General features: G+C 62.5%; 18 protein-coding genes. 5 read left to right on the top strand and 13 right to left on the bottom strand.

The window, feature by feature from the left end:
* Positions 1 to 135: 135 nt before the first annotated feature.
* A complete protein-coding gene (locus M8997_RS07630; protein ID WP_250019409.1) occupies positions 136 to 321 on the bottom strand; it encodes a hypothetical protein in 186 nt (61 codons plus the stop codon).
* A 224-nt stretch (positions 322 to 545) separates the two neighbouring features.
* On the opposite strand from M8997_RS07630, the gene M8997_RS07625 reads away from it, so the two are divergent.
* The gene (locus M8997_RS07625) at positions 546 to 2,726 is read left to right on the top strand and encodes a transglycosylase domain-containing protein (protein WP_250019408.1); all 2,181 of its coding nucleotides are present in this window, start codon (positions 546 to 548) and stop codon (positions 2,724 to 2,726) included.
* A gap of 24 nt (positions 2,727 to 2,750) precedes the next feature.
* On the opposite strand, the gene glpK is transcribed toward M8997_RS07625, so the two are convergent.
* Positions 2,751 to 4,241: a glycerol kinase GlpK gene (gene glpK, locus M8997_RS07620; protein ID WP_250019407.1), complete on the bottom strand. Its 1,491-nt coding sequence runs from the start codon at positions 4,239 to 4,241 to the stop codon at positions 2,751 to 2,753.
* Positions 4,242 to 4,365: 124 nt separating this feature from the next.
* Between glpK and M8997_RS07615 the strand changes: the two genes are divergently transcribed.
* Complete coding sequence (locus tag M8997_RS07615; protein ID WP_250019406.1) at positions 4,366 to 5,115, top strand: SDR family NAD(P)-dependent oxidoreductase; 750 nt, start codon at positions 4,366 to 4,368, stop codon at positions 5,113 to 5,115.
* Positions 5,116 to 5,247: 132 nt separating this feature from the next.
* Here the strand turns inward: M8997_RS07615 and xylA are convergent, their stop codons facing one another.
* Genes xylA through M8997_RS07600 form a run of 3 tightly spaced genes read right to left on the bottom strand, consistent with a single transcriptional unit; the run spans position 5,248 to position 9,266 of the window.
* Complete coding sequence (gene xylA / locus M8997_RS07610; RefSeq protein WP_250019405.1) at positions 5,248 to 6,558, bottom strand: xylose isomerase; 1,311 nt, start codon at positions 6,556 to 6,558, stop codon at positions 5,248 to 5,250.
* Positions 6,555 to 8,009 carry a xylulokinase gene (gene xylB, locus M8997_RS07605; protein WP_250019404.1) on the bottom strand — a complete coding sequence of 485 codons (1,455 nt, stop codon included), beginning with the start codon at positions 8,007 to 8,009 and terminating at the stop codon, positions 6,555 to 6,557. Before xylB ends, xylA begins: the two co-directional genes overlap by 4 nt.
* A 15-nt stretch (positions 8,010 to 8,024) precedes the next feature.
* Positions 8,025 to 9,266 (bottom strand): ROK family transcriptional regulator, encoded by a 1,242-nt coding sequence (locus M8997_RS07600; RefSeq protein WP_250019403.1) that lies wholly within the window; start codon positions 9,264 to 9,266, stop codon positions 8,025 to 8,027.
* Between the two features lie 209 nt (positions 9,267 to 9,475).
* Here M8997_RS07600 and xylF point away from each other — a divergent pair, with 209 nt between their 5' ends.
* The 3 genes from xylF (at position 9,476) to M8997_RS07585 (ending at position 12,699) form a co-directional block, all read left to right on the top strand.
* Entirely contained in the window at positions 9,476 to 10,519 is a 1,044-nt protein-coding gene (gene xylF / locus M8997_RS07595; RefSeq protein WP_250019402.1) for a D-xylose ABC transporter substrate-binding protein, read from the top strand.
* 79 nt (positions 10,520 to 10,598) lie between these two features.
* A complete protein-coding gene (locus tag M8997_RS07590) occupies positions 10,599 to 11,906 on the top strand; it encodes a sugar ABC transporter permease (protein ID WP_250019401.1) in 1,308 nt (435 codons plus the stop codon).
* A gap of 13 nt (positions 11,907 to 11,919) precedes the next feature.
* Positions 11,920 to 12,699, top strand: a complete 780-nt coding sequence (locus M8997_RS07585; protein ID WP_250019400.1) for an ATP-binding cassette domain-containing protein — start codon at positions 11,920 to 11,922, stop codon at positions 12,697 to 12,699.
* A gap of 50 nt (positions 12,700 to 12,749) precedes the next feature.
* On the opposite strand, the gene M8997_RS07580 is transcribed toward M8997_RS07585, so the two are convergent.
* The 8 genes from M8997_RS07580 to lspA form a co-directional block, all read right to left on the bottom strand.
* Positions 12,750 to 13,328, bottom strand: a complete 579-nt coding sequence (locus M8997_RS07580) for a NifU family protein (protein WP_250019399.1) — start codon at positions 13,326 to 13,328, stop codon at positions 12,750 to 12,752.
* Positions 13,329 to 13,418: 90 nt separating this feature from the next.
* Complete coding sequence (locus M8997_RS07575; protein WP_250019398.1) at positions 13,419 to 13,907, bottom strand: universal stress protein; 489 nt, start codon at positions 13,905 to 13,907, stop codon at positions 13,419 to 13,421.
* Between the two features lie 32 nt (positions 13,908 to 13,939).
* On the bottom strand, positions 13,940 to 15,019 hold the full coding sequence (trpS, locus tag M8997_RS07570; RefSeq protein ID WP_250019397.1) for a tryptophan--tRNA ligase: 1,080 nt from the start codon (positions 15,017 to 15,019) through the stop codon (positions 13,940 to 13,942).
* A 171-nt stretch (positions 15,020 to 15,190) separates the two neighbouring features.
* Positions 15,191 to 16,783, bottom strand: coding sequence for a murein biosynthesis integral membrane protein MurJ (gene murJ / locus M8997_RS07565; RefSeq protein ID WP_250019396.1), 1,593 nt, complete (start codon positions 16,781 to 16,783; stop codon positions 15,191 to 15,193).
* Between the two features lies 1 nt (position 16,784).
* On the bottom strand, positions 16,785 to 19,598 hold the full coding sequence (locus tag M8997_RS07560; RefSeq protein WP_250019395.1) for a [protein-PII] uridylyltransferase: 2,814 nt from the start codon (positions 19,596 to 19,598) through the stop codon (positions 16,785 to 16,787).
* 112 nt (positions 19,599 to 19,710) lie between these two features.
* Positions 19,711 to 22,371, bottom strand: coding sequence for a DNA mismatch repair protein MutS (gene mutS / locus M8997_RS07555; RefSeq protein WP_250019482.1), 2,661 nt, complete (start codon positions 22,369 to 22,371; stop codon positions 19,711 to 19,713).
* Between the two features lie 198 nt (positions 22,372 to 22,569).
* Entirely contained in the window at positions 22,570 to 23,409 is an 840-nt protein-coding gene (locus M8997_RS07550) for a GNAT family N-acetyltransferase (protein WP_256473246.1), read from the bottom strand.
* Positions 23,410 to 23,550: 141 nt separating this feature from the next.
* Complete coding sequence (lspA, locus tag M8997_RS07545) at positions 23,551 to 24,042, bottom strand: signal peptidase II (protein ID WP_250019394.1); 492 nt, start codon at positions 24,040 to 24,042, stop codon at positions 23,551 to 23,553.
* Positions 24,043 to 24,044: the final 2 nt, after the last annotated feature.

Raw genomic sequence — 24,044 nt, 5'->3', positions numbered from 1 at the left:
CGAATTGTGAACGCAATAGCGTCCAGAGGGGAACACGCAACGAACGAAAAATGGGAGGAGAACCGTTCGTTACGCAAGAGTAAAAGTAGACCTCGGAGGACCAATTATCAAGGGCTTGCCAAGAATATTCTTTTGCTATTGCGCAGGCGTGGCCGGACCCTCGAATTCCTGCATGTCCTTGCACACGCCGTGCCCCCGCAGCTGACAGCCGCCAAGGCGGTATTGCGCCTCGTTCGGATGGTTCGGATTGAGTCGCTGGAAGGCGCCGCCGCCGCAGCCGGTCACCAGCAAGGCCAGGGATGCAAGAACGATGAGTCGCATATGCCGCTCCACGGGTTCAGCTTGACGAGAAGCCCCTATCGTAGAGCCTTTCGCCCCCGGTTTGAAGGGCCCATGGCAGATGCGGGCGCCGCCGGCAGGCACGCTGGCGCGTTGATGATGAAGACCTGCGCGAAATTTAACGGCCCCTTAAATTGCCGCAATTACTCTGCAACGCGTGGGCAGTGTCTCATCACGCCCTTTGATTGATTGAGGTTACGGCCCTAATGGCACCACGCGACAGAGGCAGGCAGCGCATCGAACCGTCCTTCGGCTCCGGGCGTCGGTCCGGCGATGATCTGCGTGCCGATCCGGAGGACAGACCGCTGGCAAAACGCAAGACGGCAGCACGCAAATCGCCCAAGACCAGGCGGAGCCGCGCAACGCGCCGCAAGAGCGGCGGCGGGCTCGTCTCGGCGCTGCGCCGTGCGGTATACTGGTCGCTGGTTCTCTGCCTCTGGGGCGGCATCGCGATGGCGGGGACCGTCATCTACTTCGCCGCCAAGATGCCGCAAACGACGAGCTGGAGCATTCCCGACCGCCCGCCCAATGTGAAGATCGTATCGGTGGAGGGCGATCTCATCGCGAATCGGGGGGCTTCCGGCGGCGAGGCGATCGATTTGACCGAAATGTCGCCCTACATTCCTGAAGCCGTGGTGGCCATCGAGGACCGCCGGTTCTTCTCGCATTTCGGCGTCGATCCCATCGGCTTTGCCCGCGCCATGGTGACAAATGTCATGTCCGGGCGTCTCGTCCAGGGCGGCTCCACCATCACGCAGCAGCTCGCCAAGAACCTGTTCCTGACGCCGGACCGCACCATCGAGCGCAAGGTGCAGGAAGTGCTCCTCGCGCTCTGGCTTGAGCAGAAATATACGAAGAAGCAGATACTCGAAATGTATCTGAACCGGGTCTATCTCGGTTCCGGATCATACGGTGTCGCCGCAGCCTCGCGGCGTTATTTCAACAAGTCGGCCAAGGAAGTCACCCTGCCCGAGGCAGCGCTGCTTGCCGGACTTCTCAAGGCGCCGTCGCGTCTCTCTCCGGCACGCGATCCGAAGGCGGCCCGCGAGCGGTCGCAGCTTGTGCTTGCCGCCATGCGCGAGCAGGGCGTGATCGGCGACAAGGAGCTGACCTTCGCGATGAAGCAGCCCGCCTCGCGCGTCTCGTCCTACTGGACCGGATCGGAGCAATATGTGGCGGATCGCGTCATGGAGGAATTGCCCGAGCTCATCGGCGAGGTTCGGTCCGACGTCGTGGTGGATACGACGGTCGATCTCGGGCTGCAGAAGCTCGGCGAAGCCTCGATCCGCGATCTGATCAGCGAGAATGGCGACAAGCTGAAGGTGTCGCAGGGCGCGCTGGTCTCCATCGACGGCACCGGCGCCGTCCGCGCGCTCGTCGGCGGCTATGATTATGCCAACAGCCAGTTCGACCGTGCCAGCGAGGCGCGCCGCCAACCAGGCTCGACCTTCAAGCCCTTCGTCTATCTCTCGGCGCTCGAAGCGGGCTTCACACCGGATTCCGTGCGCAATGACGCTCCGATCCGCATCGGCAAGTGGACGCCGGGAAACTATAACGGCAAATATTACGGCAAGGTCACGCTTGCCGAGGCGCTGGCGCGGTCGCTCAACTCGGTCTCGGCGCAGCTGGTGATGGAGGTCGGCCCGGCAACGGTAGTTTCCACCGCCCACCGGCTGGGCATCGAATCGGACCTCACCTCCAACGCCTCGCTCGCCCTCGGCACTTCGGAGGTGACCTTGCTGGAACTGACGGATTCCTTCGTTCCCTTCGCCAATGGCGGCTACAAGGCGCCGATCCATATCATCCGGCGGGTCAGGACGACGGGCGGCAAGCTGCTCTATGAGTACAAGGCGCCAGCGCCGAGCCGCGTCATCGAGGCGCGCAATGTCGGCATGATGAATGCGATGCTCAGCCAGACGATCGAGCGCGGCACGGCGACCAGGGCCAGGTTCGGCTGGCCGGCGGCCGGCAAGACCGGCACCAGCCAGAATTTCCGCGACGCCTGGTTCGTGGGCTATACGTCGAACCTGACGACCGGCGTCTGGTTCGGCAATGACAATGGCAAGCCGACCAAGCTGACCGGCGGTTCCCTGCCGGCGATCGCCTGGAAGGATTTCATGGTCGCGGCCCATAAGGGCGTGCCCGTTGCCGCATTGCCCGGCAATTATCGGCTCAACGAGCAGGTCGAGGATGGCAACGACATCTTGCCGGCCTCCGGCGCGGATGGCGGCGCGCCTTCGGCCCAGCTCGACGGCGGTGCGCCGATGCCGCCGGTCGATATCACCGGCCAGACGGGGTCGACCCGTCCGGTGCCGCCTGGCGACGTAGGCGGTTCCGGGCAGAAGCGCGGGAAGACCACGCTGTTCGACCTGATCATGGGCAATTGAAGCCGCCCGGCAACTGCCGTTGCCTCAACTCGTCAATGTGCGGCGAACGGCTGCCTTCCAGCCGGCGATCTTCCTCTTGCGGGTCTTCTCGTCCATCTTCGGCGTGAAGCGCGTGTCGCGCTCCCAGGTCTTGGCGAATTCCCGCCGATTCGGCCAGATGCCTGCCTTTGATCCGGCCAGCCAGGCCGCGCCGAGTGCCGTCGTCTCCAATATTGTGGGGCGATCGACCGGCGCGTCGAGTATGTCGGCCAGCCGCTGCATGGTCCAGTCGGATGCCACCATGCCGCCATCGACGCGCAGCACGGTCTTGGCATCCGCCGATTTCCAGTCCTTGCGCATTGCGTCCAGGAGGTCGCGGGTCTGGTAGGAGACCGCTTCGAGCGCCGCGCGGGCAAATTCCGCCGGACCGGAATTGCGGGTCAGCCCGTAGATGGCGCCGCGCGCTTCGGCGTCCCAATGGGGCGCTCCGAGGCCGACGAAGGCGGGTACGAGATAGACTTCCTGGCTCGGGTCGGCCTGGTCGGCAAGCTTGCCGGTCTCAGGCGCCGAGCCGATGATCTTCAGGCCGTCGCGCAGCCATTGCACGGCAGCGCCGGCGATGAAGATCGAGCCTTCCAGGGCGTAGGTGGTCTTGCCGTTCAGGCGGTAGGCAATGGTCGTCAGCAGCCGGTTCTTCGACAGGACCATGTCGCTCCCGGTGTTCAGGACGGCGAAGCAGCCGGTTCCATAGGTGGATTTGAACATGCCCGGCTCGAAACAGGCCTGGCCGATGGTTGCCGCATGCTGGTCGCCGGCGACGCCGAGAATGGGTATGGCGGCGCCGAATAGCGAGGCGGCGGCCGAACCGTAATTGGCGGCGCAATCCTTGACCTCGGGGAGCATGGCGCGCGGTATCCGCAGGATATCCAGGAGTTCGTCGTCCCACTCGTTCCTGGCGATGTTGAACAGCAGCGTGCGCGAGGCATTTGTGGCGTCGGTGGCATGCACCTTTCCCTCGGTCAGCCGCCAGATGAGGAAGCTGTCGATTGTTCCGAACAGCAGTTCGCCATTTGCCGCGCGCTTGCGTGCACCCGGAACCTTGTCGAGGATCCAGGCAAGCTTGGTTCCGGAGAAATACGGGTCGAGCAACAGGCCGGTCTTCCGGGTAAAGCGTTTTTCCAGTCCCTGCTTCTTCAGTTTCTGGCATGTGGCCGCCGTGCGCCGATCCTGCCAGACGATGGCATTGTGCACGGGGCGGCCCGTGGCCTTGTCCCAGACGACGACGGTTTCGCGCTGATTGGTGATGCCGATGGCGGCCACTTCGCCGGCCTCGATCCTGGCGTTGTCGATGGCGATCTGGCACGTGCCCACCACGGATTGCCAGATTTCTTCCGGATCATGTTCCACCCAGCCCGACTGCGGATAGATCTGCTGGAACTCGCGCTGGCTCGTGCCCACGACCTTGCGATTCTTGTCGAAAATGATCGCTCGGGTCGAAGTCGTTCCCTGATCGATGGCCAGGACATAACCGTTCATGCTTGCTCCCCCTCTTCTGCGGCGGTCAACTTATTGCCTTCGCCTTCCTTGATCAATGAGCGCGAAAACTTATGCCTCGATATTCCCGATGCTTTCGTCTATGGCTGGGACGGAGACCTAAATCATGACCGCTGATCAACCTCGCAAAGTCCTCGTTCTGACCGGCGCAAGCCGTGGCATCGGCCATGCCACAGTCAAACGTTTTTCCCAGGCCGGATGGCGCGTCATTACCTGTTCGCGCCAGGGTTTCGCCGATAATTGCCCATGGCCGGCAGGGCCGGAAGATCACATCAAGGTCGATCTTGCCGATCCCGTCGATGTCGAACATGCGGTGGCGGAGATAAGGCAGCGGCTGGCGAGCGAGGGCGGGCGCCTGAATGCGCTGGTCAACAATGCCGGTATCTCCCCGAAGAATGGCAAGGGCGAGCGTCTCGATTCGATCGCGACGCCGATGGACACGTGGATGGACGTCTTCCGCGTCAATTTCTTCGCACCCATCATGCTGGCTCGCGGGCTTTTCGCGGAGCTCGAAGCAGCCAAGGGATCGGTGGTGAACGTGACGTCGATCGCCGGCAGCCGGGTGCATCCCTTCGCCGGTACGGCCTATGCGACGTCCAAGGCAGCGCTGGCCTCGCTGACGCGCGAGATGGCATCGGATTTCGGACCGCACGGCATTCGCGTCAATGCGATTGCACCGGGCGAGATCGACACCGCCATTCTGTCGCCGGGTACGGACAAGCTGGTGGAGCATCTGCCGCTGCGCCGCCTAGGCAAGACGGCGGAAGTGGCGGAGACGATCTATTTCCTCTGCAGCGAAGCCTCGTCCTATGTCACGGGCTCCGAAATCCACATCAATGGCGGCCAGCACGTCTGAGCCCTGCGGGCATCGCTGGCACGGAAAATGCGACATCGTGCCTGATAAAGAAGCGGGCGACAGAAGCACCGGAAACATGTCCCGGCCCTTCTTGCCGCCCGCTTTGGATTCACGTCAATCCGAACGCCGGCGTCAGACGTAGCGGTTGGCGATATTCTCCAGATATTCCTGGCGGCCGGATTTTGGCTTCGGCTGGAGATTGCTGCTTTCCACCTTGGCGGCGATTTCCTCGAGCGACAATTTGCCGGAAAGCATCGCCTGTGCCTCGGGCTTGGACCAGCCGGCATAGCGGTCTTCGACGAAGCCGGAAAGAACCTTGTCCTCGAACATCGCCGCCGCTGCCTTCAGGCCGCGCGCGCAAGTATCCATGCCGCCAATATGGGCGATCAGCAGGTCCTGCGGGTCGAGCGACTGCCGGCGAAGCTTGGAGTCGAAATTGGTGCCGCCCGTGGTAAAGCCGCCCGCCTTCAATATCTCGTAATAGGCGAGGGCGACTTCCGGAACATTGTTCGGGAATTGGTCCGTGTCCCAGCCGGACTGGTAGTCGTTGCGGTTCATGTCGATCGAACCGAAGACGCCCAATGCAGCCGCCGTGGCAAGCTCATGCTCGAAGGAGTGGCCGGCAAGGATGGCGTGGCCCTGTTCGAGGTTGAGCTTCACCTCGTTTTCGAGGCCGAACCGCTTGAGGAAGCCGTAGACGGTGGCTGCATCATAATCATATTGATGCTTGGTCGGCTCCTGCGGCTTCGGCTCGATCAGGATGGTGCCCTTGAAACCGATCTTGTGCTTGTAATCGACCACGAGGCTGAGGAAGCGGCCCATCTGGTCGAGCTCGCGCTTCATGTCGGTGTTGAGCAGGGTCTCGTAGCCCTCGCGCCCGCCCCACAGCACATAGTTCTCGCCGTTCAGCTTCTGCGTGACGTCCATGCAGGTTTTGACCGTCGCTGCGGAGTAGGCGAAGACATCCGGATCGGGATTCGTCGCTGCACCCGCCATGTAGCGCCGGTTGGAGAACAGGTTCGCTGTTCCCCAGAGCAGTTTCGTGCCGGTCTTTTCCATCTTGGCCGCGAAATAATCGGCGATTTCATGCAGGCGCTTATTGCTTTCGGCAATCGTCTCGCCCTCGGGGCGAACATCGGCATCGTGAAAGCAGAAATAGGGCGCGCCGAGAAGGCTGAACATCTCGAAGGCCACATCGGCCTTGAGCTTCGCGCCATCCATGGTCTCGTTGAACCATGGCCGCTCGAACGTCTGCCCGCCGAAGGGATCGCCGCCCGGCCAGACGAAGGAATGCCAATAGGCAACCGCAAAGCGGAGATGGTCTTCAAGGCGCTTGCCGAGAACGATCTCGTCCGGATTGTAGAAACGGTAGGCTAGTGGATTGGTGCTGTCCGGTCCCTCGTATTTAACCGGGGTGACATCACCGAAAAATCCGCTGCTCATGATTGAACTCCTTTTAGTGCTGGATATAGGGCGTGATAATGTTGATAGGCGGCATCGAAGGCCGGTTTCAGTGCAAGATCCGGCTCGATCGTCGCTTCGATGGCGGGTGCGCTGCAGATTTCCATGGGCTCGGCATTCTCCGCGGCGATCAGGCCGAGGCGGGCTGCGCCGAAGGCTGCGCCGAAATCCCCGTCCGCCGGCACGTCGACCGGCAGGCCGAGGGCCGTCGCTATGGTCTTGAGCCAGTATTGCGACCGCGAGCCGCCGCCGACGGCAGTGACGCGATCGAGCTTCGTGCCGGCAGCGGCGAGCGCCTGAAGGCAGTCGCGGAAGGCGAAGGCGACGCCTTCGAGCACCGCCTGGGTCAGCGCCGCGCGGTCGCTGGCATGTTCGAGGCCATGGAACGAGCCCCTGATGCTGGAATCGTTCAGCGGCGTGCGCTCGCCGGAGAGATAGGGGAGAAACCTCACGCGCGACGGCTCGCGCAAGGCCGCGCCAAGCTCTTCCGTCAGCTCCGCCGGCTTGCAGGAGGTGATCCCCGCATACCAGTTGAGGGCATCGGTGGCCGAAAGGATGACGCCCATCTGGTGCCATGTGGCCGGCAGCGCGTGACAGAAGGCATGGACGGCACTTTCGGGATTGGGAAGATAGGCGCGATTGGCCGCAAAGAGGACGCCGGACGTGCCGAGCGAAACGAAGGCGTGGCCCTCGCCGACGGTACCCATGCCGCAGGCCGAGGCCGCATTGTCGCCGGCGCCGCCGGCAACCACGACATTCCTGCCCATGCCCCAGCGCGCCGCAAGTTCTGGCTTGAGCGTCCCCGAAACCTCGGTGCCCTCGACGAGGGATGGCATGGCATCGAGTCCGAGTTCCGTGGCTTCGAGCAGCTCAGCCGACCATGCCCGTTCGCGCACGTTCAGCCATGAGGTGCCGGAAGCATCGGACATGTCGGACGCATATTCCCCGGTCAGCCACAGCCGCAGATAATCTTTCGGCAGGAGCACGCGACGCAGCCTGGCGAACAGCTCCGCCTCGTGCCGCCGCACCCAGGCAACCTTCGGCGCCGTGAAGCCCGGAAAGACGATGTTGCCGGTCAGCTCGCGGAAGCGCGGATCGCCGTCGAGTTCCGCCGCTTCGACATGGCTGCGCGTATCGTTCCACAACATGCAGGGACGAAGCACGTTGTCGCTCTCGTCCAGAAGCGTCGCGCCGTGCATCTGACCCGAAAGGCCGATGCCCTTCACGGCGGCCAGCTCGCGCGGATGGTCGCGCTTCAGCGCATCCAGCGCGTCCTCGACAGCCCGGATCCATTCGGCCGGATCCTGTTCCGACCAGCCGGAATGGGGGCGGGAGACGTCCAGCGAGCCATTGCCGGAACCGATGATTGCCTGGTTGGCGTCGATGAGCAGCGCCTTGACGCCCGACGTGCCCAGATCAAGCCCGAGATACATGAAATCCTCCTGATATTACGCTGGAATGTCCCGCCTGACGGGCGCTTCTCCCGGCGCGAAATGATGGGTATCGAGATGTAGCAGGGATGTCATCATGCAGCCCTGCAGGATGAGCGGATGTTCATCCGGATAGCAGCGGATGGTGAGATCGTGCCCGGCACCCCACCCGGACGTGTCGGAAACGACCGCACGAAGTTCCTCTTCGATCAGGTCGAAGACGCCCGCGCCCGGACCGACGAGGGCGACGGGCACTGGATCGATGAGGGAAAACAGGCTGCGCAGGCCCGAGCCGATGGCCTGTCCTGCCTTGCGGAAGGCCTCCCGCTCGCTGCCCTCGGCAAGCCTTGCCCGTTCGGCCACCATGTAGAAGGCGGCAGGCTCGACATCGGGCGCGGGCAGGGCATCTTCGCCTTGCCCCGAAACGCGCCGCAATATGGCGTAGTCGCTGGCATAGGCCTCGATGCAGCCACGCCGGCCACAACGGCACAGGGCACCTTTCGGTGCGTGCAGCATGTGGCCGAATTCCGCCGCGGAGGAATAGGCGCCGAGAAACGGCTTGCCCTTGAGATAGAGTCCCATGCCGATGCCGTGGGAAAGCAGGATCGCGGCGAAATCTTCCGTATAATGCCCCGGATCGGTCCAGCGCAGCGCCTCGGCGATCATGCTGCAATCATTGGCGACGGAGACCGCCACGCCATACCGTTTGCTGAGCGCGTCGCCAAAGCCGATATTGCCGTCCGGCGTGATCGGCGACCACAGCATGGAAGAGCTCCCCGCATCGGTGACGCCCTGTACCCCCATGGAAATGTGCAGCAGCGGTCCCGCACCGGCCGGCCTCGCCTCCAGCAGCCGGTCCAGCATGGCGCACATCATGCGCGTCAGGTCCAGCGTCGTCGCATCGAGCGTCGGTGTACGCCGGTGCTCCTCGCCGATCACGTCGCCGCGATAGTCGAAGAGCACGACATGGACGAGGTTGAGCGCGAGTTCGATCGTCGCCACGGTCGCCGCGCCTGAGTTCAACGAAAGCGCGATCTGTGGCCGGCCACGCCGGTTGGCGGCCGGATCGCCATCGGGATTGTGCCCGATGATGCCTTCCGAAATCAGCGCCGTCGTGATGGCCGAAACCGTCGAAGGGCTGAGCCCGGTACGCGCGGCGATGTCTGTCCGCGATGCCGAACCATGTTGCCGCAAAGAGCTCAGCACGAGGCGCCTGTTCTGGCGCCTTACATCGTCCGGCCGTGCGATCTCCTCCAGCAACAAATCGACCTCCTCCCGAAATCTTTTTTGTGCATCGCAAAAATTATTGTTGCATTGCAATAGGTTACGTTTCCAAAATGCAAGTTGACACGGAATTCGTTTTAAGTCACTATTTTTTTCGAGCCTCGAAATAAAGAGGTTTGATGCGGAAGCCGGAGGCAAAAGGCGCCGCGCAGGGTCAACGTGCCACGTGCACCTGGGAGGGTTACATGAAGAAATTTGCAACCGCAGTGGCGGGAGCGGCGATACTCGCTGCCTCGTTTTCAGCGCCTGTGTTGGCCAAGGACAAGGTGATCGGCGTATCCTGGTCGAATTTCCAGGAAGAGCGTTGGAAGACCGACGAAGCAGCCATCAAGAAGGCGCTCGAGGCCAATGGCGACAAGTACATCTCCGCTGATGCGCAATCTTCCGCATCCAAGCAATTGACCGATGTGGAAAGCCTGATCTCGCAGGGCGCCAATGCCCTCATCATCCTCGCGCAGGATTCGAGCGCCATCGGGCCGGCAGTCGAGAAAGCTGTCGCCGAAGGCATTCCGGTCGTCGGCTATGATCGCCTGATCGAGAACAAGGACGCGTTCTACATCACCTTCGACAACAAGGAAGTCGGCCGCATGCAGGCCCGCGCCGTATTCGCCGTGAAGCCCGAGGGTAATTATGCCTTCATCAAGGGCAGCTCGGCCGATCCGAACGCGGATTTCCTGTTTTCGGGCGCGCAGGAGGTCCTGAAGGAGGCAATCGACTCCGGCAAGATCAAGAATGCCGGCGAGGCCTATACGGATGGCTGGCTTCCTGCCAATGCCCAGAAGAACATGGAGCAGTTCCTGACCGCCAATGACAACAAGATCGATGCTGTCGTTGCGGCCAATGACGGTACTGCCGGCGGCGCCATCGCCGCGCTGCAGGCCCAGGGCCTGGCCGGTTCCGTACCGGTTTCCGGACAGGATGCCGATTTCGCGGCGCTGAACCGCGTTGCGCTCGGTACGCAGACGGTCACGATCTGGAAGGACTCGCGTGAACTCGGTACGCAGGCCGCGGGCATCGCTTCCGCCCTTGCCGATGGCAAGAAGATGGAAGAGATTCCGAACGTCCAGAAGTTCGCCGGCGGCGCCAACAAGGTCGAGGTCAATGCCGTATTCCTCACGCCCGTACCGGTCACCAAGGACAATCTCAATGTCGTCATCGATGCCGGCTGGGTCGGCAAGGATGTGGTGTGCCAGGGCGTGAAGCCGGATACCGTCGCCGCTTGCAAATAAGACAAGATCGCCGAACATCATGCGCCGCTGGTCCCTTGGGCCAGCGGCGTTTAACGAACAAGACCCCGGGGAGAACCCAATGACCGATTCGTCTCTTGGCGTGGACCGTGCGCGCGCTTCCGAACTCGGCGCTGTTGCCCGCTTCTTCAAGGCGACCGAGCTCGACACACGCCTTCTCGGCATGATCGGTGCGCTGGTCATCATCTGGCTGGCCTTCCAGTTCCTGTCGGGCGGGCAGTTCCTGACGCCCCGCAACCTGTGGAACCTGTCGGTGCAGACTTCCTCCGTGGCCATCATGGCGACCGGCATGGTGCTCATCATCGTCACCCGCAATATAGATCTGTCGGTCGGCTCGATCCTCGGTTTCGTCGGCATGATCATGGGTGTCGCGCAGGTGGAAATCCTGCCGAAGCTCATCGGTTTCGAACATCCTGCCACCTGGCTCATCGCGCTGGGCGTCGGCATCGTCGCCGGTGGCCTCATCGGCGCGTTCCAGGGCTTCGTTATTGCCTTTCTCGGCGTTCCCGCTTTCATCGTGACGCTCGGCGGCCTCCTTGTCTGGCGCGGCGCCGCATGGTGGGTCACGTCCGGCCGGACGGTCGCGCCGATGGATTCCACCTTCCGCCTCATGGGCGGCGGGCCGGATGGTTCGATCGGGTCCACATGGAGCTGGGTGGTTGCGGTCATCGCCTGCGTTGCGATCGTCGTCATGGTCCTCAACAGCCGCCGCCAGCGCAAGCGCTTCAACTTCCCGCGCCGCCCCATCTGGGCCGAGACGCTGATGACCGCCATCGGCTGTGGCCTCGTTCTCGGCGCGGTGGCGCTCGCCAATGCCTATTACTGGCCGATCGGCATCGTCCGCCGCTATGCGGAGGCCAACAATATCACCATCCCCGAAGGGGGAATCTTCATCTCGCACGGTATCGCCGTGCCGGTCCTGATAGCGGTGGCGACCGGCCTGGTGATGACGTTCGTCACGACCCGCACACGCTTCGGCCGCTATGTCTTCGCGATGGGCGGCAATCCGGAGGCGGCCGACCTCGCAGGCATCAATACCCGCTGGGTCACGATGAAGATATTCATCATCATGGGCGTGCTCTGCGCCATCGCCAGCGCCGTTTCGACGGCCCGGCTCAATGCGGCCACCAATGCGCAGGGAACACTCGACGAGTTGCTGACGATCGCCGCTGCCGTCATCGGCGGAACATCGCTGGCCGGTGGTGTCGGCACGATCGCCGGGGCCATGATCGGTGCGCTGCTCATGCAGTCGCTGAGCTCCGGCATGGTGCTTCTCGGCCTCGATACGCCGCTGCAGAACATTGTCGTCGGCGTGGTGCTCGTCATCGCCGTCTGGCTCGACACGATCTATCGGCGCCGCACGGCTTGAGGGAGAAATAGACATGGCAGATACGCAAACAGCTCTCATCGAGATGGAAAACATCTCCATCGCGTTTGGCGGCATCCGGGCCGTGGACGGCGCTTCGGTGGATCTCTATCCCGGCGAGGTCGTTGCCCTTCTCGGCCATAACGGCGCGGGAAAATCGACCCTCATCAAGATATTGTCGGGTGCATACAAGCGCGACAGCGGCACAATACGCGTCAATGGCGAGGAAGCGTCGATCAGCAATCCGCGCGATGCGAAGGCCTATGGCATCGAGACGATCTACCAGACGCTGGCGCTGGCAGACAATGTCGATACCGCGGCCAATCTCTATCTCGGCCGCGAGCTGATGACCCCCTGGGGCACGCTCGACGACGTCGCCATGGAGCACAGCGCGCGTGAGGTGATGGGCCGGCTCAACCCGCGGTTCCAGCGTTTCAAGGATCCGGTGAAGGCGCTCTCCGGCGGCCAGAGGCAATCGGTGGCCATTGCGCGGGCGATCCTGTTCAATGCGCGCATCCTGATCATGGATGAGCCGACGGCCGCCCTCGGGCCGCAGGAGACGGCGCAGGTAGGCGAATTGATCAAGCAGCTGAAGAGCGAGGGGCTCGGCATCTTCCTCATCAGCCACGACATCCACGATGTCTTCCACCTCGCGGATCGGGTGGCTGTCATGAAGAATGGCCAGGTCGTCGGCACCGCCAAGGTCGGCGACGTCAATGAGGACGAGGTGCTGGGGATGATCATCCTCGGCAAATGCCCGCCCGGCGCCATACCCGGCCCGGGGGCGGTGAACTGACAAGAAAAAGGCCGCACAAGCGGCCTTTTTTCATTCAAGGATCGGCGCGATCAGATCGCTTCGACCTGCTGCACTTCCGGGACGAAATGCTTCAGCAGGTTCTGGATGCCGTGCTTGAGCGTCGCGGTGGAAGACGGGCAGCCGGAGCACGCGCCGCGCATGTGCAGGAAAACGGTGCCGTTCTCATAGCCGCGGAAGGTGATGTCGCCGCCATCCTGCGCAACCGCAGGGCGGACGCGGGTCTCGAGCAGTTCCTTGATCGTATCGACGATTTCCGTATCCGCCGTGTCGAAGAACTCGCCATCCTCGCCCTCATGGGCGCTGGCAGCGGCTGCCGCGGCATTGGCCATGACCGGCGCGCCGGACATGAAATGCTCCATGATGGCGCCGAGGATCGCCGGCTTCAGGTGCTGCCATTCCGGTCCTTCCGTCTTGGTGACGGTGACAAAATCATATCCGAAGAACACGCCCGTCACGCCCGGGACGGCGAAGATCTTGGCGGCGAGCGGCGAAGTCTCGCTAGCGCTGGCCGCGTCACGGAAATCGGCGGTGCCTTCTTCCAGAACCACTTTGCCTGGCAGGAATTTCAGGGTCGCAGGATTGGGCGTCGCTTCGGTCTGGATAAACATGGCGCGTCTCGCATCTAGTTTAGAATAATTCAAAGACGGATATAGGCCTTTAAACCATCCTCTTCAAGTCAAGATTAGCATGAAACGCGATCAGGTGATCGCGTCTATGTCCTCGTCGGACAGATTGTAGGGAACGACGGTGACGGGAATGGAAAAACCGTCCTTTCCGGCCAGCGATTGCACCAGCGGTCCCGGGCCTTCCTTGCCGGAGCCCGCCGCCAGCACGAGGATGGCGATGTCCTGGTCTTCCTCGATCTGTTTCTGGATTTCCTCGGAGGTGACGCCCTCGCGCACGACGAGCTCGGATTCGATGCCGATTTCCTCGCGCACCTTCGCCGCGAACTTGCTGAGCGTCGAATGCGCCGTTTCCTGTGCCTCGGCGCGCATGATCTGCTCGACACCGAGAAAGGCCTGGAAATCAGCCGTATCGATGACGAACAGCAGCAATAGCGTGCCGCCCGTCGTCTTGGCTCTGCGCGCGGCATAGGCGACCGCCCGCTCGCATTCGGGCGTTTCGTCAATGATGGCCAGGAATTTGCGCCTGTGGCCCTCTTCGCGACTGAGACGTCTGGATACCATGGTTTCGACCTGTCCTTGGCTTTATCCCGGGCTTAGTCCTGCAGGAAGCCGACAATATCGCGAACATCGCGCATTGTCGCCTCCGCCAGCACGCTTGCACGTTCGCCGCCCTGCTTCAAGACCGCGTCGACATAGCCGGGATCGGCGGAAATACGGCGCATTTCGCTGGCGATCGGGCCGAGTTTGGCCACGGCGAGATCGGCGAGGGCGGGCTTGAACACGGAAAATTGTTGGCCGCCGAAATCGCGCAGGACGCTTTCCTTGTCCGTATCGGTCAGGGCTGCATAGATGCCGACGAGATTGTCTGCCTCGGGGCGGGTGGCGAGGCCCTCTAGATCGGATGGCAGTGGTTCGGAATCGGTCTTGGCCTTGCGGATCTTCTTGGAGATCGTGTCGGGATCGTCGATGAGGTTGATGCGCGACAGATCGGATGGATCGGACTTCGACATCTTCTTGGTGCCGTCGCGCAGGCTCATCAGCCGCGCCGCCGGCCCGCCGATCACCGGCTCCGTAAGCGGGAAATAGCTGGAGATGGTCTCGTCACCGGATTTCGTCTCCATGCCAAGGCCGAGTTCGGCGATGCGATCGGAGAAATCGACGTTGAATTTCTGCGCGATGTCGCGGGTCAGCTCCAGGTGCTGCTTCTGGTCTTCGCCCACCGGCACATGGGTGGCGCGGTAGACCAGGATGTCGGCGGCCATGAGGTTCGGATAGGTGAAAAGCCCAACGGAGGCATTCTCGCGATCCTTGCCCGCCTTGTCCTTGAACTGGGTCATCCGGCTCAGCCAGCCCATGCGGGCAACGCAGTTGAACACCCAGGCAAGCTCCGCATGCTGCCGCACACGGCTCTGGTTGAAGACGATGTGCTTCTGCGGATCGACGCCGGCGGCGAGGAAGGCCGCGGCCACCTCGCGCGTATTGCGCATGAGTTCCGCTGGCCCGCCCCACACCGACATTGCCTGCGTGATCGCATGCTGGTCGACCACGCAATAGATGCAATTATGGTTTTCCTGCAGGGCGACCCAGCGCTTGATGGCGCCGAGATAATTGCCGAGATGCAGATTTCCGGTGGGCTGTACGCCGGAGAAAACGAGCGGTTCGAACATGCTCATGGATCGTCCCTTGGATAGATATGGCCAGCCATCATGGCCGGTATTGTCGCGGTTTCTGGCAGAGCAGGACACAAGGTTCAAGCCCCTGCACCCTTAGAGCGTTTCCGGATCAGATGGAAGCGGTCCGCGTGAGCAAATCGCACGGCACGCGCAAGAGGCCGGTCCGCGCCCTCATTCCGGACCGTCCTTCGGTGTCGCGGCCTTGCCGCCGCGCCTGATATTGCGCCGGATCATCCCGAGGCTTGCCCCGCCGGTGCCGAAGGCAAGGGCGAAATAGAGGATCATGGCAATGACGATGAGCCCCAGCACGCCCGCCGCCTGCATGTGCAGCGGCGCGGTGGATGCGATATAGGGCGCGGCATAATCGATGGCGTAGGACAATGCGACTGCCATGATCGCCGCTGCAATGATGAGGCGGGGTATGCGCGACACCAGCGCGATATCGCGACCCCAGTGGCCGCGCCAGAGCAGGGTGGCGAAAAGCAGGATGGCGTTGACCCAGCCGGCAGTCACCTCCGCCGTGGCAATGCCGGATTCGGCCATATAGGGGAACAGCGTGATTGCCATCGCCACATTGATCACGACCGACACGGCCGCATAGATCATCGGCGTCTTCGTGTCCTCGCGGGCGAAGAAACCGGGAATGAATGCCTTGATGAGGACGAAGGCGGGCAGGCCAAGTCCGTAGACGGCAAGGATATTGGCCACGCGGTGCGTCGATTCGGCGGTGAACTCGCCGCGCTCGAGCAGCAGGCGGATGATCGGCTCGGACATGACGAGGAGTGCGGCGGCGGCGGGCAGCGTCAGGAACAGGATGAATTCGACCGAACGGTTCTGGAGATTTCCGGCTTCCGTCAGATTGCCCGAGCGCAGCGCCCGCGCAAGTTCCGGCAGAAGCACGGTCGCGACGGCAATGCCGACGACGCCGAGCGGCAGCTGGTAGACCCGGTCCGCATTGGCGAGCGCAGTCACTGCGCCGCTGCTTCCCGAGGCGATAGCGGTATTCACGAGAAGATTGATCTGGGTGATGCCGCCGGTGATCGCCGCGGGCAGCGCCAGCACCAGCAGCCGCTTGACATTGGCAGTCAGGCGCGGGCGCCGGAAGCCGATGGAAATGCCCGCATGGCGCACGGCGAACCACACGATGGCGAGTTGCACCAGCCCCGCAGCCATCACGCCCCAGGAAAGCCCATAGCCGATCGCGATTGGATCATGACCCGCATACCAGGCATAGGCCAGTACGGCGATCAGGATGATGTTGAGAAAGACCGGGGCGACGGCGGCGGCGAAATAGCGGTGCAGCGAATTCAGCATGCCGCCCATCATGGCCGCCAGCGACATGCAGGCGAGATAGGGGAACATGATGATCGCCATCGACACCGTATTGTCGAATTTCGACGGGTCGTCGGCAAAGCCCGGCGCGATTACCAGTCGCACGAGCAGGGGCATTGCGAGTTCCATGAGGATCGTCAGCGCCATCAACACGCTGAACAGGACCCCGAACACCTCCTCGGAGAAGCGTTTTGCCCCGTCAAGGCCATTGGCCTCGATCTCCTTGGCGAAAAGCGGGACGAAGGCGGCGTTGAAAGCGCCCTCGGCGAAGAGCCGCCGGAACGTGTTGGGGAAGCGGAACGCGGCGTTGAAGGCATCGGCCACGGGGCCGGTTCCGAGCGCCGCCGCCATCATCATTTCCCGGGTGAGCCCGAAGATCCGGCTCATCAGGGTGCCGGACGCCACCGTCGCGAATTTCTTGACAAGGCTCATGCTAATCTGCCGACACGAGGATATTGCCGCGCTGCGGCTGCGCGGTGATGATGTCGCCCTCGCCGAAGAGGGCGAGCAGCTTCTTGCGGATGCGGCCCTGACGCGCGGTATTGGTCACCTGATGGCCGACCAGATCGGTGACGTAGAACACATCGATCACTTTCTCGCCGAAGGTGGTCACGTGGGCGGAGGCGATGTCGAGCGAAAGATCGGAGATCGTACCGGTGATCTCGGAAAGAAGCCCGGGCCGATCCAGCCCCTCCACTTCGATGACGGTGAATTTATGCGACAGCGAATTGTGGATTTCGACGCGCGGTGTGATGGTGAAGGCCTTGGCGGCGCGCTTGGGCTTGGTGCGTGCCGCAAGCATTTCCGGCAGGTAGGATTTGCCCGAAAGCACGTCCTCGATGAGGCGGCCAACGCGCGTCGCCCGCCGTCTCTCATCGTCGTCGGTCGGGAACTCGCGGCTGATCAGGATCGTGTCGAGCGCCCGCCCGTCGCTGGTGGTGAATATCTGCGCATCGACGATATTGGCCCCGGCCGCGGCGCAGGCGCCGGCTATGATGGAGAGCAGCCGTGGATGATCGGGCGACAATACGGTGATTTCCGTCACGCCCTCGAAATCATGCGTCTTGACCATGGTAGCGAGCGTCTTTCCGGCCGCATCGGAATCGCGGACGAAACCGGCATGGCGCAGCTGGTCGTCGACGCTCACGGTCAGGAGATAGTTCTGGTAATGCAGGGCGAGATAGGCCTGCTTCTCCGCCTGCGGCCAGGATGACAAAGCATGTTCGAGCCGCGCCCGCGCATGGTCGGTGCGCTCCTTGCGCGAAACTTCCGAGAAGCCGCCGGTCAGCAGCAGTTCGGTCTCGTAGAACAGGTTGCGCAGCAGCTGCCCTTTCCAGCCGTTCCACACGCCCGGGCCCACCGCCTTGATATCGCAGATGGTGAGGATCAGCAGCAGCTTCATGCGGTCGAGCGTCTGGACGATCTCGGCGAAATCCTCGATCGTCTTGCGGTCGTTGAGGTCGCGCGACTGGGCGACCATGCTCATGGTGAGATGATGTTCGACCAGCCAGGAAACGGTCTGCGTATCGGCTTTCGACAGGCCGAGCCGCGGGCACAGCCGCTTGGCGATGCGCGCGCCGGCAATGGAATGGTCCTCAGGCCTGCCCTTGGCGATATCGTGCAGGAGGAGGGCGACGTAGATCAGCCTGCGGTCCTTCTTGAGGCCGGGCATGATCTGGTTGGCAAGCGGATGTTCCTGTTCGAGATCGCCATGCTCGATCTCGGAGAGAACCGCGATGCAGCGCAGCAGATGCTCGTCCACCGTATAATGGTGATACATGTTGAACTGCATCATGGCGACGATCTTGCCGAAGTCCGGGATGAACTTGCCGAGCACGCCGGATTCGTTCATCCGCCGCAGGATAAGCTCCGGATTGCGCTCCGAAGTCAGGACTTCGAGGAAGAGTTCGTTCGCCTCGGGATTGTCGCGCAGGTCCGACTTTATCAGTGACAGGGAGCGGGTGACGAGCTGCATCGCATCCGGGTGAAACTCCAGGCCGTGCTTGTCCGCAAGGTGGAACAGGCGGATGATGTTCACTGGGTCCTTCTGGAACACTCCGTCGTTGGCGATCGTAATGCGGTGATTGTCGACGACGAAATCGCTCGTCCCGGCGAGCTTGCGCTTGCGTCGCGAGAATGTGAGGAAAATCCGGTTGAAACCTGGAACATGTTTCGCCTGTTCCTCCTCCAGCGCCGCGCAGATGATGCGGGTGAGGTCGCCGACATTCTTGGCGACGAGGAAGTAGTGCTTCATGAAGCGCTCGACGTCGCGCTGGCCGGGATGCGCCGTATAGCCGAGACGGCGCGCGATCTCGCTCTGTATGTCGAATGACAGGCGTTCCTCGGCCTTGCCGGTCAGGAAGTGCATGTGGCACCGCACCGCCCACAGGAGATCCTCGGCCTTGCGGAAGATATTGTGCTCGGCGCGCGAAAGGACCCCGAGCTTGACCAGTTCGTCGCTGGTCTTCACGCGGTAATAATATTTGGCGATCCAGAACAGCGTGTGCAGATCGCGCTGGCCGCCCTTGCCCTCTTTCACATTGGGCTCGACGAGATAGCGCGTCGCGCCGGACTTGCGGTGGCGGGCATCCCTTTCGGCGAGCTTTGCCTCGATGAAGGCAGGCCCGGTGCCCTCCACCACTTCTTCGTCGAAGCGCTTCACCAGCGTGTCGAAGAGTTCGCGATTGCCACAGACATAGCGCGCTTCGAGAATGCTGGTCCGGATCGTCATGTCCGAATGGGAGAGGCGGATGCACTCATCGAGATTGCGCGTGGCGTGGCCGATCTTCAGGCCGGTATCCCAGAGCAGATAGAGGATATATTCGACCACCTGCTCGCCCCACGGCGTCTGCTTGTAGGGCAGCAGGAAGAGCAGGTCGATGTCCGATCCGGGCGCGAGACCGCCGCGGCCATAGCCGCCGACGGCCACCACCGTCATCCGCTCCGCCGTCGAAGGATTTATCGCGGGATAGACGTGGGCGATGGCGAAATCGTAGAGCGCGGTGATCAGCTGGTCCATGAGGAAGGAAAGCCGGACGGAGCAGCTTGTGCCATGCGCATCCTGCATCAGCATGGTTTCGGCCGATTTCCTGCCGGCTTCCAGCGTCTGCTTGATGAGCTGCAGCACGTCGTTGCGATCCACCGCCGCCTTGCCCTGCGCGGCTGCGGATTTTACCAGTTCCTCAAACTGCCGGCGCAATTTGGCCGGATTGACGATCTGTTCCAGTTTAAGGTCTGAGGCGCTCATGAACACGTTCTTATGAATGATGGCGCACGCTATAGCGCGAATTGGCGACAAACGAAACGATTACATTCGCGGGCGCCGCCCCGGTGCGTCAGGTCGCGCTTCAGGTCGTGCCTCAGGATGTCGGTGCGCCGGCGAGGCCTTTCAAGCGATAGAGCACTTCCAGCGCCTCGCGCGGGGTAAGTTCGTCCGGATTGACGGCGGAAAGCTCCGTCAGCACCGGCGCTTCGCGATTGGCCGGCTTCGGTAGCGGCTTCTGTTTCACCTCGACCGAGAAAAGCGGAAGGTCGTCGATGAGCTTGTCGGCCTTGCCCGAGTTGCCACCTTGTTCCAGCTGGTGCAGGACGTCCCTCGCCCGGTCCACCACGGCTTCCGGCAGGCCCGCAAGCCGCGCCACCTGCACGCCATAGGAGCGGTCGGCCGCGCCCTTGGCCACTTCATGCAGGAAGACGACATCGCCATCCCATTCCTTGACCCGCATCGTCACATTGCTGAGCCGCTCCAGCTTCTCCGACAGCGCGGTCATTTCGTGGAAATGCGTGGCGAAAATCGCCCGGCAGCCGTTTTTCTCGTGCAGGTATTCAACCGTGGCCCAGGCAATGGACAGTCCGTCGAAGGTCGCAGTGCCTCGGCCGATCTCGTCGAGTATCACCAGCGAACGCTCGCTCGCCTGGTTGAGGATCGCCGCCGTTTCCACCATTTCGACCATGAAGGTCGAACGCCCGCGCGCGAGATCGTCGGAAGCGCCGACGCGCGAGAACAGCCTGTCGACGATGCCGATATGAGCCGAGCCCGCCGGAACGAAGGAGCCCATCTGCGCGAGGATCGCGATCAGCGCATTCTGGCGCAGGAATGTCGATTTACCGCCCATATTCGGGCCGGTCAGCAGCCAGATCGCGCCGTTTCCGCTGTCTTTCGGCGAAAGATCGCAATCATTTGCCACGAATGGATTGGCCGCCTGCCTGCGAAGCGACTGCTCGACGACCGGGTGACGCCCGGCGACGATCTCGAAGGCGAGGCTGTCATCGACGCGCGGCCGGCAATAGCCCTGTTCCTCTGCAAGTTCGGCCAGCGCCGCAGCAACGTCAAGCGCCGCGAGCGCACTGGCGCCGGCGCGAATGGCGTCCGCATGGGCGATGGTTTCCTGAACCAGCACGTCGAAAATGCCGAGCTCGATGGAAAGCGCCCGGTCGGCGGCGTTTGCGATCTTCGATTCGAGCTCCGCAAGCTCGGTCGTGGTGAAGCGCATGGCATTGGCGATCGTCTGCCGATGGATGAACTTGGCCTTGGCGTCCGCCGTATCGGTCATCACCGAGGCGTTGTTGGCCGTCACTTCGATGAAGTAGCCAAGCACATTATTGTGCTTGATCTTCAGGGTGCGAATGCCGGTCAGCTCCATATAGTCGGCCTGAAGACCGGCAATGACCCGGCGCGAATGATCGCGCAAGGCGCGCATCTCGTCGAGTTCCGCCTGGTAGGCAGGGCGAACGAAGCCGCCGTCGCGCTTGAGCAGCGGAAGCTCGTCCGCCAGGGCGCGGTCCAGATGCCCGGCGAAATCCACCGGCAGGCTGGCGAGGCAGTCACGCACGGCATTCAATTCCGTCGGCAGGTCCTGGCCCGCAAGAAGGCTGGCGATTTCAGCGGCTGCCTGCAGCCCGCGGGCGAGCGCTCCGAGATCGCGCGGCCCGCCGCGGCCGACGGCCAGCCGGGATAGCGCCCGCGGCGTATCCGGCACGCCCTTCAGCGCCTCGCGGACAAGCTCCGCCAACTGCTGCTGCGACAGGAAAAACGATATGGAATCAAGCCTTGCGGCAATGGCCTGCACATCGGTCAGCGGCGACGTCAGCCGCTCGGCGAGTAGCCGTGCTCCGCCGCCGGTCGTGGTGCGGTCGATAGCCTTGAGCAGGCTGCCGTCGCGCTTGCCGGACAGGGTGCGCAGCAGCTCCAGGTTTGCCCGTGTCGCCGGGTCGATGAAAAGCGTCGAGCCCTCGGATTCCCGCTCGGGTCGCATCAGCGGCGGCCGCTCGGCGAACTGGGTCTTTTCCACATAGGCGATGGCGCCGGAAATGGCGGCCAGTTCGGCGCGGGAAAACTGGCCGAAGCCATCGAGCGTGCTGACATTGAAATAGCGCTGGACCCGGTTTTCCGCCGTGGCGCTATCGAACAGGCTTGGCGGCTGCGGCGTGACGACACGGCCGAGAACATCGAAGACGCCGCGCAGTTCGGGATCGTGGAATACCGTATCGGCGACGATGAGTTCGCGGGGATCGATGCGCAATATGTCCGCCAGCAATCGCGACGGCTCGGTTTCGCCGACGCGGAACATGCCGGTCGAAATATCGATCCAGGCCAGGGCGAACTGGCCCTGTTCGGCGCCCTTCACCCGGCCGAGTGTCATCAGGTAATTGGCTTGCGATGGATCGAGCAGCTTCTCCTCGGTGATCGTACCGGGGGTCACCAGGCGGATGACATCGCGCTTGACGACGGATTTGGCGCCGCGTTTCCTTGCCTCCGCCGGGTCTTCTACCTGCTCGCAGACGGCGACGCGGAAGCCAAGCCCGATCAGCTTCTGCAGGTAGTCGTCGGCCGCATGCACCGGTACGCCGCACATCGGGATGTCCTGGCCGAGATGCTTGCCGCGCTTGGTCAGGGTGATGCCGAGCGCCCGCGATGCCTCCACGGCGTCGTCGAAGAACAATTCGTAGAAGTCGCCCATGCGGTAGAAGAGCAGACTGTCGGAATTGGTCGCCTTGATCTCGATATATTGCTCCATCATCGGCGTCGGGCGTGCCGACGGCTCGGAATCATACGTTGCTTGCGGCTCGATGATGGGTGTCAAGTCGTCCAAAACCTTCTCCTGAACCCTGAGGCGTTCAGGCGCAATTTAGCGCTCTTTGCCCAAGAGCACACCTCTGCAGGCTTCGAACCCCGCCTTCTCCACAGCTGATAATGGGCCGCAGGGTCTGGATCGCCGTCAGGCGAAGCGCTTCGCCTCGGCAGCGTAATGATTGATGTAGCGCTCGGAAATGCGGCTGACCGGAAGGATGATCAGCACGTCCGTAGTGCCGAAATCGCCATCCACCACCGCTCCGTCGCCGATCATCGCGCCAAGCCGCAGATAGCCCTTGATGAGCGGCGGCATCGCAAACAGCGCGACTTTCGGATTGATGGCCTCATTGGGCACGAGATCCATCGGCCGGTAAAGCGCCGGAAGCGCGCGCACGTCCCAGTCCGGCGTAGCGCGGCAATTGTGATGCAGGAAGGAAAGCGGCAGGGCATGCGCGGCCGGCACGGTGCCCTGGAATGAGGCACAGCCGAACATGACGCCGATGGAATGGTGGCGGCAATAGGTCCATATGCCTTGCCAAAGCAGCTCGACGGTCCGCTTGGAACGATATTCCGGCAATACGCAGGAGCGCCCGAGTTCGAGGAACCGCAGTTCCGGCTTGGCGGCGACGAGCCGCTCTATGTCATATTCGCCGGCGGAGTAGAAACCGCCGGTCTCGAAGGCCTTTTCCGACCGCAACAGGCGATAGGTGCCGACGATCTGCTTGTGCTTCGGCCCTGGGATGGCGGTGTCATAGACGAGGAGATGATCGCAGAACGGGTCGAAACGGTCGGCGTCCCGCTGTTCCAGCGTCGCGGAGCCGCGCGCGCCGAGCTCGTCGAAGAACACCTTGAAACGCAGCTGCTGGGACGATGCCACTTCATCCTCGGTTTGCGCCAGACACACTTCCAGCGTACCGATGCGGCCAAGCACCGATCCGAGCTGTATTGCCTTCAAGGGCGAAGGCGTTGAATCAACCTGCGACATCATCCCTTGATCTTTAGAGATTGAAGCAGGTTCAAGCAAGGCGATGTCCATGACGATTCGCTCTCTCAAGCAGTTGATTGCTGATGTACTTTGGCCTGAATACTACGGATCGATGACGACAGCATGACGCTGCCGACGCGCCTACTCGCCGCTGCGTGCGCGTCGCTCGCGCAGCCATACGGCCAGTTCCTCGAGGATCACCAGCGCCGCGCCTATGGAAATATAGGCATCCGCGAGGTTGAAGACCGCAAACGACCAGCTCGGCAGGTGGAACAGGACATAGTCGATCACATAGCCATGAAGGCTCCGGTCGATGAGGTTTCCGAGCGCCCCGCCAATGATCAGGGCAAAGCCGGCGCGGGAGATCCAGCGGGCGGTAGCCGTCGTCCACCACAGATAGCTGACGAAACCTATGACCGCCAATGTCAGCACGATCAGCGCCGTATCATGCAGATCGCTCAGCATCGAGAAGGCAATTCCATCATTATGGACGCGGAATAGCGCGAGAAATGGCAGGATATCGATCTGCTGGCGGTAATCCATGCCGGTTTCGACCAGATATTTGACGATCTGGTCGCTGGCGACCGCAAGCACGAGGATGAGCGCGAGGCTCTGGAAGCGATTGTCCTTCATGA

Source organism: Phyllobacterium sp. 21LDTY02-6, assembly GCF_023554255.2.
GTDB lineage: Bacteria > Pseudomonadota > Alphaproteobacteria > Rhizobiales > Rhizobiaceae > Phyllobacterium.
This window is presented reverse-complemented; position numbering and strand designations above follow the sequence as displayed.